Below are 12,407 nucleotides of genomic sequence, written 5' to 3'. Positions count from 1 at the left end.
ATGCTCAAAGTCGCGATAATAGGGTTAGGTGATATTTCAACGATTCATATTGACGCTATTGAAAATAATAACGAGGCAACATTAGTAGCAGTCTGTGATGTTGAAAAGTCTTTAGGCAAAAAAGCAAAGCATGCAAACTTTTATATGGATTATAAAGAAATGATCGCACAGGAAAGCTTGGATTGTGTGCATATATGTTTACCACACTATTTGCATCGTGAAGTGACAGAGTATTGCGTCAAAAATAATGTGCATGTCTTTTTAGAAAAGCCTCTTGCTAGAATACCTGAAGAAGGCATATCCATTGTGGAAGTGGAAAAGGAATTCCCACAATCAAAAATATGTGTTTGTTTACAGAACCGTTTTAATGAAACAGTTGAAAAGTTACTTGAAATTGTTGCTAGTGAAAAATATGGCAAGGTAAAAGGTGTAAAAGGGTTAGTAACTTGGTTTCGTCCAAAGGAATATTACGACGCTAAACCGTGGCGTGGCTCAATGAAATACGCTGGTGGCGGTGTGATGATTAATCAGTCCATTCATACTTTAGATTTAATGCAATTAGTGGGTGGGCATGTGAAGTCGATTCGCGGATCAATAGATACCTTAGTCGACTATGGGTATGAGGTAGAAGATACAGCAACAGCTCATATTCAATTTGAAAATGGTGCGACTGGATTGTTCTTTGCTACAGTAACCTATGCTTCCAACTCATCAATTGAATTTCAAGTACTACTCGATAAAGCAAAATTAACTATAAAAGACAGCATTTTGACTATTTCAAGTAACACAGATAAGAAGGTTCGTTTAATTGAAGATCAGAAGCTCCCTGGTTCTAAGTTTTATTATGGAGCCAGTCATGCAAAGCTTATCAAACAATTTTATCAAGCAATTATAAAAGACACAGAGGACTATGTGCATGCACATGAAGCACAGACCTCGTTAGAAATGATTGGTGCGATCAGACATTCTTCTGAAATAAAAAAAGAAATTCAAATGGAGGCTTATCAATGAAAAAAGGAAAAATCGGCGTTCAAATGATGATGTTAAAAAAGAAAGTAGAAGAATTAGGTGCATATGAAACTTTGAAACAATTGCATGATTTAGGCTTTCATTCTGTAGAAGTATCTCAAATTCCAATGACAGCGGAAAATGTAAGCGAGATAAAAAGAGCGAGCGATGATTTTAACATTGCGATAACCGCTACATCTGCTCCCCTAGAACCAATGACCCCAGGGTCTGAGCAAGAGACATTAAGAGACAATTACGAGAAAATAGTAGCAGATTGTAAGGCTTTAAACTGTAATTATATTCGAATTGGTATGCTGCCATTTACAATAATGGGAGATAAGGATAAAATTATCGCTTTTATCGATCGAGCTGAAGAGATGGCGAAACGCTTAAAAGATGAAGGAATTTCGCTTTATTACCACACACACCACATCGAATTTCAACGTTACGATGGAAAATTCTTGTTAGATATGATGAAAGAAAATACTTCTGTTTTAGGCTTTGAGTTAGATGTTCACTGGATTCATCGTGCTGGTGTAGATCCAGTATCTTTTATAAAGGAATACAAAAATCGTGTGTCACTTATTCACCTAAAGGATTATCGAATCGGTGATTTGGATATTACAGATGAAGACTTGAAGGATATGTCAAACTTTTTCTCTAAATTCACTAACTTAATAGAATTTGCTGAAGTTGGAGAAGGAAATCTTAATATGCCGGCAATTATGGAAGCAGGACTTGAAGCGGGTGCTGAGCACTTTCTAATTGAACAAGACGATACCTATGGTCGTGATCCTTTTGATTGTTTAAGAGATTCTGCTGAAAACTTAAGAAAAATGGGTTATGCAGATTGGTTTTAAAAGTAAGCTAATATGAATTTATCCTACTGCAATGTAGTATTTCTAGCAGTAGGGTGATTATAATTGATAGGATATAGTTAGGTTCTTTAATTTGTATTAAGGAGTGTGACAATAATGGGAAAAGCAGATGGAATGAATTATGCACCAAAAGGAAAACCAAATCGTGTAGTAAGCCCGAATGAATTTGTATTTGCTGCGGTTGCCTTAGATCATGGTCATATTTTTGGTCAGTGTAACGGTCTAGTAGAAGCAGGCGCAACACTGAAATGGGTATATGATCCGGATCCAGCTAAAGTAGAGGGCTTTTTAGAAAAATTTCCAGACGCGAAAAAAGCAGATTCCTTAGATCAGGTATTAGAAGATGCGGAGGTTAAACTTATTGCAGCTGCGGCTGTTCCAAGTGAAAGAAGCGAATTAGGTAACAAAGTACTTCGATCAGGCAAGGACTACTTCACGGATAAAACACCATTTACGACATTAGCTCAGCTAGAAGAAACTAAAAAAGTAGTGCAGGAAACAGGTCAAAAATATATGGTTTACTTTAGCGAAAGACTTCATGTAGAAAGTGCTGTTTTCGCTGGTGATTTAATTAAAGAAGGGGCTATTGGCAATGTTATTCAAGTTACAGGGTTTGGTCCTCATCGATTAAATGCACCAAGTCGCCCTGACTGGTTTTTTGAAAAGGACAAATATGGTGGAATTCTATGTGATATCGGTAGCCATCAAATTGAGCAATTTTTATTTTATGCGGGCTGTAAGGATGCAGAAATCCTACAGAGTAAAGTAGGTAATTATGGCAATCCAAGCACGCCTGAGTTAGAAGATTACGGAGATGCAACCTTAGTTGGAGATAATGGCGCCACACAATTTTTCCGTGTGGACTGGTTCACTCCGGATGGTCTAAGCACGTGGGGAGACGGTCGAACGTTTATTGTGGGCACCGAAGGAACAATCGAAATCCGAAAATATGTGGATATAGCTAGAGAAGAATCTGGAGATCATTTATACCTTGTTAATAAAGAAGGAGAGAAGCACTATAGTTTAAGTGGTGAAGTTGGATTTCCATTCTTTGGTGAATTAATATTAGATTGTATCAACCGTACAGAAAAGGCAATGACGCAAGAACATGCATTTAAAGCTGCAGAGTTATGTCTAATTGCTCAAGATCAAGCTAGAAAAGTAAAATAAAGAAAAGGTTGCCTGAGATATGGCAACCTTTTCTATCAAAAAAATATTAACACATCTTAAAAGTTTAACTTTCAACTTAATCAAAAGCATGATAAAATTAAAATAACAACGTTGTTATTATTGGCTTTATGCGGAGAGGAAACGTTGTAATGGCTGATCTTTTCTTTATTCTAACAGATATTATTTTACCGATTTTTATTTTAATGGCCATTGGCTACTATTTACAATTAACATTTAAACTGGATTTATCAACACTTGCAAAGTTAAATATCTATTTTCTAGTACCGGGCTTTATTTTTGTTAAGCTTTATGAAGCAACTTTTTCCTATTCATTATTTTTATATGTATTATTATTTTTTATTTTGCTTGTAGTTATTTTATTTATAATTTCTGTTGTCGTTCGTAAGCTATTGGGAATGAAAAATGGAGAAGAAACAACTTTTTCAAATAGTATTATGTTCTTTAATTCTGGAAATTATGGTGTACCTGTTAATGATCTTGTTTTTAGAGGCGATCCTTTTGCGATGTCCATTCAAGTTATTGTATTAATGCTCCAAAATATATTTTTGTTTTCTTATGGTATATTTTCGTTACGGGCTGCTGCTGAAGGAAAGCTAAAAGCAGCATTAGGCTATTTTAAAATGCCGGTTTTGTATGCCATGATTGCTGGTATTGTTTTAAATGGACTGGAAATTAATATTCCAGAGTTTATCTGGGTGCCGGCTAACTATATAGCAGACGCTATGATTGGAATTGCCCTTATCACGTTAGGAGCACAGGTTCAAAACATGAAAGTGAAGGTGATATTACCTTCTGTATATATCAGTGTTTTTTTAAGACTCATTGGTGGACCAATTGCAGCGCTTATTATTATCTATTTATTTAAAATTGATGGACTAATTGCCCAAGCCTTTTTAATTGCTTCAGCAATGCCTACATCGGTTAATAGCGCAGTCATTGCACAAGAATACAATAATCATCAAGACTTAGCAGCTCAAACGGTGTTAATTTCAACACTTATTTCTTCTGTTACCGTGACATTAGTAATTTTTGTAGCAAGAACTTTGTTTGGATAATAAGGTGTATTTAATTAATTTGTCCGATAAACAAATTGATGTTATACTAATTTCTGTAAGGGATTACATGATAATATTGTAGAAATTGCACGCTCTTATAGAGCACAATTTAATTAGCTATACGTTCTTTTTTATATAAAAACGTTATGAATATATTGAAAAAAGAAAGGGTGAAGGCTTTGAGTATTTTAAGGGAGCTTGTTGAGGATATTCCAATTCCTAAAATGACAAAGGTAAAACAGGTATTTGACGATCAAAAAATCGACGATTTAGGTAAAGCTTTACGAGAAAAACTACAGGAAAAAGACCTGGAAAAAATAGTCGAAAAAGATATGGAAATAGCAGTTGCTGTAGGAAGCAGAGGGTTAGATCGGTTAGTTGAGACCACAAAGGAAACAATTGATTATTTAAAAAAGCTAGGTGCCCAACCTTTTATCGTACCCTGTATGGGAAGCCATGGTGGTGCAACTGGTCCTGGTCAAAAAGCAGTTCTTGAGCACTTAGGTGTAACTGAAGAAGCAGTAGGTGCAGAAATTAGGTCGTCCATGGAAGTAATTAAAATTGATGAATTAGAAAATGGTCTGCCAATTTATATCGATAAAATCGCCTCAGAGGCAGATGGAATCGTTGTTATTAATCGCGTCAAGCCTCATACAGCCTTCAGAGGTCCGGTTGAAAGTGGCATTATGAAGATGATCAGCATCGGGTTAGGTAAACAAAAAGGGGCAGAGGCTTGTCACCAATTAGGATTTAAACATATGGCAGAACATGTTCCAGCAATGGCTAACATCATTATGGATAAAATGCCGATTTTATTTGCTGTAGCTACTGTTGAAAATGCGTTTGATAAGGTAAAGCAAATCGAAGTATTATTACCTGATGAAATATACGAAGAAGAAGTAATTCTGCAGGAAACAGCAAAAAACTCCTTGCCACAGCTTTATTTCGATAAAATTGATGTGCTTATCATTGATGAAATCGGAAAGAACATTAGTGGGGATGGGATGGATCCTAACATAACTGGTCGTTATCCAACACCATATGCTTATGGTGGACCTGAAGTGACCAAAATGGTAGTGCTTGACCTAACCCATCAAACAGAAGGAAATGCAAACGGAGTAGGAACCGCTGACTTTACGACACAAAAGTTAGTGGACAAAATGAATCGTGAAGCAACCTATGCAAATGGCTTAACTTCTACAGTAGTTGGTCCTACACATATCTCAACTGCCATGCCTGATGATGAATTAGCAGTCAAAGCAGCCATCAAAACTTGTAATATATTAGATTTTACCAAAGTGAAATTAGTAAGAATTAAAAATACATTGGAAATTGGTGAAATTCAAGTTTCTGAAAATCTAATTGAAGAAGTAAAACAACACAATAAAACAGAGCAAATTTCAGATTTGTTTGACATGACTTTTGACAAAGAAGGTAACATACAATAAATTAGTGGAGGTTTTTATATGAGTAAATTATTCGATTTAACAGGGAAAGTAGCAGTAGCTTTAGGTGGAAACAGTACCTTAGGAAGCTCGATATCAAAAGGATTTGCAGAACATGGAGCTAAGGTTGCTATTGTAGGTAGGAAGCTAGAAACAGCAGAAGAGGTAGCAAAGGAAATTGTAGCAGCTGGTGGAGAAGCCAAGGCTTTCCAAGCAGATGTTAGTGATTTAGATACGGTTGAAAAAGTAGCAGGTGAAATTGAAGCTTGGGCTGGGGGAGTTGACATTCTCTTGAACGCACCGGGTATGAATAGTACAACACCATTTTTGGATTTAAAACCTGAAGAATGGGACCAAATAATGGATGTGAATCTTCGTGGGATTGTTTTTGCGACACAAATTTTTGCGCGTAGAATGATTGAGAACGATCGTAAGGGTAGTATTATTAACATTTCATCTGTGTCTTCAACTTCTCCGTTATCAAAAGTATTTACTTACTCTGCTTCAAAAGCAGCGATAAATAATGTGACACAATTTTTAGCGAAAGAATTTGCTCCTAATGGCATTCGAGTGAACGGAATTATTCCAGGCTTTTTCCCTGCCGAGCAAAATCGCAAAATATTAAGTGAAGATCGTGTGAATTCAATTATGAACCATACACCAATGAACCGATTCGGAGAGCCGGAGGAATTGCAAGGAGCTGCTATTTACTTAGCTTCTGATAAAGCTTCAGGATTTGTCACGGGAACATTCGTAAGAGTTGATGGCGGTTTTGGTAGTATGACGATATAATAGACATAAAGCGTTTGAAGAAGGGAGATAGCAACATGTTAGAACAGAAGTATGAAGCTTTACAGTCTATTCTCCAAGAAATGAAGCAAGTTATCGTTGCGTTTTCAGGTGGGGTAGATAGTACCTATTTACTGAAAGTTGCGGTTGATACGTTAGGTGTAGAAAATGTGCTTGCTATTACCGCTGATTCAGAAACTTATCCGACAAGTGAGCTGGAAGAAGCAAAAAGGCTAGCAATGCATATAGGAGCAAATCATCAGATAATAGAAACATCAGAATTAGCGATTCCGGGTTATACAGAGAATGATAAAAATCGTTGCTATTTCTGTAAAAATAGTTTATTTGATCACTTAGTACCGATTATGAAGGAAAGAAACTTTCATAATATTGTTTATGGTGTAATCGCAGATGATTTAAGTGAACATCGGCCTGGTATGCGGGCTGCAAAAGAACAAGGCGTTCGTGGTCCACTCCAAGAGGCAGATTTATTTAAAGAAGAAATTAGACAGCTTTCCAAACAAGAGGGGCTTCCTACATGGGATAAACCATCTTTTGCTTGTCTATCTTCACGAATTGCTTATGGTGAAACGATTACGAAAGCTAAATTAACTAAGGTAGAGAAATCGGAAGCCTTTTTAAAAATGATTGGTTTAAGACAAGTGCGTGTTCGGACGCATGATAATATTGCACGTATCGAAGTAGAACCAAACGATATGGAAAAATTACTTTCTAATCATGCTCGTGTAACTGAAAAGCTACAAGAATATGGTTATAAGTTTGTTACAATGGATTTAGTAGGATACAAGAGTGGAAGTATGAATAAAGCTTTATCTTAAAAGAAAAGTATAGGAAAAAGAAGAGAAGCTTTGGAGCAATCCAAGGCTTTTCCATTATGCATAAGTAGGAGGATGACCTGTGAGAGAAATTGTTATTGGTTTAGACATTGGAACAACAAGCGTAAAAGCAGTCGCTTTTGATATGCAGGGAAAAGTAGTTGATGAAGCTGAGGAAATGATCGAAACGCTGTATCCTGAAGAAGGACATGTGGAACAAAACCCAGAAGACATTACCGATAAGTCTCAAAAAGTGCTAAAAGCAGTATTTTCAACGATGCAAAATGAAAATGTCTTAGCTGTAGGAATTTCCTGTGCGATGCATTCACTAATTTGTGTAGATGAAAATGGTCAAGCGTTATCAAATATGTCTATTTGGTCGGACGGTAGAAGCACAGAAATTGCACGAAAACTTTCTGCATATGGTGGAAAAGATATCTATACAAAAACAGGCACACCAATCCATCCGATGACACCACTTTTGAAATTAATGTGGATGAAGGAAAATAGATATGATGCATATTATAAAGCTAGCTATTTCATGTCTATGAAAGAATATCTTCTTTATAAATGGTCACAAAAACGGTTAATTGATTATTCGATGGCCTCAGCTACTGGACTATTAAATGTGAAAAATTTAGATTGGGATACAGATGCAATGCTTTTAGCAGGTGTGAAAAGAGATCAACTCTCAGCGATTGTTCCACCAACAACGGCGGTAGAAGGATTAGATTTGGAAGTAACCAAAGCACTAGGATGGCCAGAAAACTGCCCACTTGTAATTGGAGCGGCTGATGGTCAGTTAGCCAATTTAGGAAATGGAGCAATAGAACCTGGTGAGGTAGCGATCACTGCAGGTACAAGTGGCGCCATTAGACAAATGATTACAGGTCAACACGTTAATCCTAATCAAGCCACCTTTAGTTATGCATTCACTGAGGACAAGTCGATTATTGGAGGTCCAACCAATAATGGGGGGATTGCCTTACAGTGGTTAAAAGACGTCATGGAATTTCAAGGCTCTCACGATGATTTTCTTAAAGGAGCAGAAGAAGTAGGTGTCGGGGCGGATGGTATTCTTTTTATTCCTTACATAAATGGAGAAAGAGCACCTGTGTGGAATCAAGATGCTAAAGGGAGTTTCTATGGATTAAATATAACGCATAAACGTCCACATTTTGTTCGCGCTGTACTCGAAGGAATTGTTTTCAATTTATATCAAATTGGACAATCCTTAGAAGAAATAGCTGGAGCCCCTAAAACAATTTCGGTAAACGGCGGTTTATCAAAATCTCCTCTATGGATCCAAATATTAGCGGATATGTTCGGAAAAGAAATACAATTAGCAGATACACATCACGGTGCAGCATGGGGTGCAGGTTGGACTGCATTAGTAGGCATTCAAAAAGCTCCATCCTTTGAAGCGATAAAAGAAAGTATTATTGTGGATCAAGTTATTAAACCCAACATGGATAATCATAAAAAGTACCAAGAAAAATTTGAAAGGTATCAAAAATTTCAAAATGATATCGGAAAGTATTTTTAATACGTTAGGAAAATATTAATTTATCACGAAGAAGACTAATCTTCGCAATGAAAACTTAACGTATTAAGTATAAGAAAAGTTAATCCATTCGCTATAAAAAGAGAAGATGTGAGTGCTTCTAAAAAAATGAATTGTAGTCAGGTTGTGAGCGTATGTTAGAAGATATATTGAAAAAAGTAGAAAATGGACTTATGTCTGCAGAGGAAGCAGAAAGAGAACTTGCCACTTTTGAAAACCTGGGCTTTGCTAAAGTGGATCATCATCGTAAAAAACGACAAGGTTTTCCTGAAGTGATATTTGGAGAAGGAAAAACGCCGTCACAAATTCTCGATATTTCCCGGGCAATACTAGCGAAAAATGAAAACATATTGGTTACAAGAGTTGATAAAGAAAAGGCAGAGATCATAAAAAAAGAGTTGCCATTCTTCACCTATCACGAAATCGCCCAGCTATTATTTTATAAAACTATAGAGGAAACCGTTCCAATGAAGGGTTATATAGCTATAGTTTGTGCAGGAACTTCAGATATGCGAGTAGCAGAGGAAGCGGCATTAACTGCAGAAGCATTCGGAGTAGAAGTAAGAAGGTTTTACGATGTTGGGGTAGCAGGGATTCATCGTTTACTTGCTAACATCGAGGAAATTCAAAAAGCAACGGTTTCGGTTGTTATTGCTGGGATGGAAGGTGCTTTACCAAGTGTAGTAGGGGGCTTAGTATCTCACCCTATTATTGCCGTTCCAACCAGCATTGGTTACGGTGCTAATTTTCAAGGGTTATCAGCATTATTAACGATGCTGAACTCATGTGCATCTGGAATTAGTGTAGTAAATATTGATAATGGTTTTGGTGGGGCGTATAATGCGGTTACCATTCACCGTATTGCCAATCAGCAAATTTAATAATCTTTTTTAGGGCAAAATAGGAAAAGGGTGTAGCGCTAAGTGTTTAGCGTTATACCCTTTCTTTTTTATATATAGGGAATATAGTTAATTGTTTGTTGCTTGATTCGATAATTGTAGTTGCTTCTTCTCAATTTTTTGGTAAGCAAGGGTGGCTGAGGATAGAATTACTAATCCAAGTACACTCGCACTAAAGAAAAATCCAATACCAGGAATCCAGGTTATACCATAGTAAACAGCTGCAAATCCAAAAATCATAAAGAGACTTGGCATCGGATTATAAAGCATTATCAGGATCGAATTTTTTATATGTTTTGGGATCGTCTGTTCAAAGGTGATAAAAGACGCAAGCAAATAACAAATAAACAGTACGTACATACAACTAATCATAATCATTGGATATACTAACCACTGCGTCTGATTTATCGGACTTTGCTGTAAAAAAAATAAGTTGATGATGACTAAACATCCAATGATACCTACTATCAATCCTATTTTATTACTGTTTTTAAATTCCTGCTTATAATACCCCCAAAATGTTGAAAAGATGACAGGTTCTTTCTTTTGTATAAGCTGTCTTAAAACAGAAAGTAAAGCAACGCTTGCTGGAAAAAATCCAAAAATAATGGCCCCAAGCATTGTGAATCCAATCCATAATATATTTAAATAAGCTAATCGGTAAAACCAATTACAAAATGAAAAAATTCCTCCGGAAAAGGTCCCAAGGTTCATATAAGATCACTCCTTCATTTATGTTTCTTCTACTATATCATGCGACTAAAAGATTTTATCTCTAATTTTGATAGTAGTAAAAATTTTATCAATCAGGTAAAAATAGTACATTGTTGAAAGCGTATTCAAACCCTATAATGAAGCTACATTAAAGATTTGAGGTGAGGACATGGAAGGTGAAGTGAAGGCGCGTTCTAAACTTGCGCAGGCAAACCAGGCCAAAGTTAAGAAGAAAAAGAAACGAAATGGAGATCCCTTTAGTGGTTGGCAGGAAAACTTATCTGGATATCTATTTATCGCACCGATGTTTTTAGGAACATCCGCTTTGGTTCTCTTTCCAATTATCGCATCATTAGCATTAAGCTTTACCGATTGGAATTTTGTAGCCGGTTTCAAAAATGCGAGTTTTGTAGGTCTAGAAAATTTTCAGGCACTATTCTCTAATGATACATTTCTAAAATCATTAAAGAATAACTTTATTATTTTACTCGCAATACCAATAACATTATTTGTTTCCTTATCGATTGCGGTAATTATTAATAAGTATATTTATCTTAAAGACTTCTTTAAAGTTATCTTTTTTATGCCATTCATATCAAGTGTTGTAGCAGTGGCGGTTGTTTTCAGAGTTTTATTTCACCCCTCTGATGGACCAATCAACCAATTACTGATGAATTTAGGAATTAATAATCCACCAGGTTGGATTTCAGATATTTCTTATGCACTACCATCAGTAATGTTAATAATGATTTGGACTAGTATTGGTTTTAACCTAATTATTTATCTTGCGGGTCTTCAAAACATTCCAATAGAATTATATGAAGCAGCGCAAATTGATGGTGCAAGTGCTTGGTATCAATTTACAAAAATTACAATACCCCTTGTTTCACCAACAACTTTCTTATTGTTAATAACAGGAATTATTTCTAGCTTTAAAATATTTGATTTAATCATTGTATTAACAAACGGCGGACCAGCAAATTCTACAATTACGCCAGTTGTCTATTTATATCAACAGGCATTCTTAGAGCTTAAAACTGGTTATGCATCTTCAGTTGCATTAGTCATGTTTATTATTATTCTGGTGATAACCTATTTCCAATTTATTGGACAGAAGAAATGGGTTAACTATTAAAAGGGGGAGGAGTAAAGCTTATGACAGCAGGTATTGATTTTAGAAAAATAATAATGACAGTGGTTATGGCGATATTTGGAATTCTGTTTTTAATGCCATTCATCTGGATGATTTCAGCATCATTGAAGATAGAAGAAGAAGTTTTAACCTTCCCAATTCAATGGATCCCAGATACATGGAATGCAGTAGCTAATTATAAAGAAGTATGGACAGGCAGTATGCCATTTTCCTTACTTTATTGGAATTCGATTAAGGTTACGGTATTAACAACATTTACATCCGTTTTTGTATCATGTTTGGCAGCTTATGGGTTTGCAAAGATTAATTTTAAAGGTAGAGACGTACTATTTATCATTGTACTTGCTACTTATATGATTCCACCGCAAACATTACTCGTTACGCAATTCTTACTTTATCGTTGGGTGGGTCTATATGATACACATGCTGGTCTAGTTTTACTTAATAGTTTTAGTGTGTTTGGAACATTCATGCTCAGACAGTTTTATCTAGGAATTAGTAATGAAATTATAGAATCCGCGCGGATGGATGGAGCAGGACATTTTAGAATCTTTTTCAATATCGCTTTACCGCTGGTTAGACCAGCGATTGCAACTTATGCAATATTACGTTTTATCTGGACTTGGAATGACTTCCAATATCCATTGATTTTCTTAAGATCTGAAGCTCTTTATACCATTCAATTAGGTGTTCAAAGCTTTGCTGATGAACATGGAAGTGTGTATTCGCTTATGATGGCAGCTTCTGTGTCAGCAATTGTACCATTACTAATCATCTTTATTATTGGTCAAAAGCATGTTATTGAAGGTATTCAACTTGGTGGTGTAAAGGGTTAAAAATGGTTGTACCATTACTTTGTTAAAAGTGGTGTGCGA

Annotated in this window: 12 protein-coding genes; 11 read left to right on the top strand and 1 reads right to left on the bottom strand. The window is 35.9% G+C overall.

Annotation, left to right across the window (positions count from 1 at the left end):
- From DFR57_RS04705 to larB, 9 genes are all read left to right on the top strand, one after another.
- Positions 1-1,011 (top strand): Gfo/Idh/MocA family protein, encoded by a 1,011-nt coding sequence (locus DFR57_RS04705; protein ID WP_114352001.1) that lies wholly within the window; start codon positions 1-3, stop codon positions 1,009-1,011.
- Positions 1,008-1,868 (top strand): sugar phosphate isomerase/epimerase family protein, encoded by an 861-nt coding sequence (locus DFR57_RS04700; RefSeq protein WP_114352000.1) that lies wholly within the window; start codon positions 1,008-1,010, stop codon positions 1,866-1,868. Before DFR57_RS04705 ends, DFR57_RS04700 begins: the two co-directional genes overlap by 4 nt.
- A gap of 114 nt (positions 1,869-1,982) precedes the next feature.
- Positions 1,983-3,056 carry a Gfo/Idh/MocA family protein gene (locus tag DFR57_RS04695; protein ID WP_114351999.1) on the top strand — a complete coding sequence of 358 codons (1,074 nt, stop codon included), beginning with the start codon at positions 1,983-1,985 and terminating at the stop codon, positions 3,054-3,056.
- A gap of 149 nt (positions 3,057-3,205) precedes the next feature.
- Complete coding sequence (locus DFR57_RS04690; protein WP_114351998.1) at positions 3,206-4,132, top strand: AEC family transporter; 927 nt, start codon at positions 3,206-3,208, stop codon at positions 4,130-4,132.
- Between the two features lie 179 nt (positions 4,133-4,311).
- Entirely contained in the window at positions 4,312-5,580 is a 1,269-nt protein-coding gene (locus tag DFR57_RS04685) for a nickel pincer cofactor-dependent isomerase, group 22 (protein WP_114351997.1), read from the top strand.
- An 18-nt stretch (positions 5,581-5,598) separates the two neighbouring features.
- A complete protein-coding gene (locus tag DFR57_RS04680) occupies positions 5,599-6,369 on the top strand; it encodes an SDR family oxidoreductase (protein WP_114351996.1) in 771 nt (256 codons plus the stop codon).
- A 35-nt stretch (positions 6,370-6,404) separates the two neighbouring features.
- Positions 6,405-7,205 (top strand): ATP-dependent sacrificial sulfur transferase LarE, encoded by an 801-nt coding sequence (gene larE, locus DFR57_RS04675; protein ID WP_114351995.1) that lies wholly within the window; start codon positions 6,405-6,407, stop codon positions 7,203-7,205.
- Between the two features lie 79 nt (positions 7,206-7,284).
- Positions 7,285-8,748, top strand: a complete 1,464-nt coding sequence (locus DFR57_RS04670) for a gluconokinase (protein ID WP_114351994.1) — start codon at positions 7,285-7,287, stop codon at positions 8,746-8,748.
- Between the two features lie 152 nt (positions 8,749-8,900).
- Positions 8,901-9,647: a nickel pincer cofactor biosynthesis protein LarB gene (larB, locus tag DFR57_RS04665; RefSeq protein ID WP_114351993.1), complete on the top strand. Its 747-nt coding sequence runs from the start codon at positions 8,901-8,903 to the stop codon at positions 9,645-9,647.
- 87 nt (positions 9,648-9,734) lie between these two features.
- Here the strand turns inward: larB and DFR57_RS04660 are convergent, their stop codons facing one another.
- The gene (locus DFR57_RS04660) at positions 9,735-10,379 is read right to left on the bottom strand and encodes a YesL family protein (protein ID WP_114351992.1); all 645 of its coding nucleotides are present in this window, start codon (positions 10,377-10,379) and stop codon (positions 9,735-9,737) included.
- A 169-nt stretch (positions 10,380-10,548) separates the two neighbouring features.
- On the opposite strand from DFR57_RS04660, the gene DFR57_RS04655 reads away from it, so the two are divergent.
- Both DFR57_RS04655 and DFR57_RS04650 read left to right on the top strand, forming a co-directional pair.
- Positions 10,549-11,514, top strand: coding sequence for a carbohydrate ABC transporter permease (locus DFR57_RS04655; protein WP_114351991.1), 966 nt, complete (start codon positions 10,549-10,551; stop codon positions 11,512-11,514).
- A gap of 20 nt (positions 11,515-11,534) precedes the next feature.
- On the top strand, positions 11,535-12,368 hold the full coding sequence (locus tag DFR57_RS04650; protein ID WP_114351990.1) for a carbohydrate ABC transporter permease: 834 nt from the start codon (positions 11,535-11,537) through the stop codon (positions 12,366-12,368).
- The last annotated feature ends 39 nt before the right edge of the window (positions 12,369-12,407 follow it).

Source organism: Saliterribacillus persicus, assembly GCF_003337485.1.
In the GTDB taxonomy this organism is placed as follows: Bacteria; Bacillota; Bacilli; order Bacillales; family Amphibacillaceae; genus Saliterribacillus; species Saliterribacillus persicus.
This window is presented reverse-complemented; position numbering and strand designations above follow the sequence as displayed.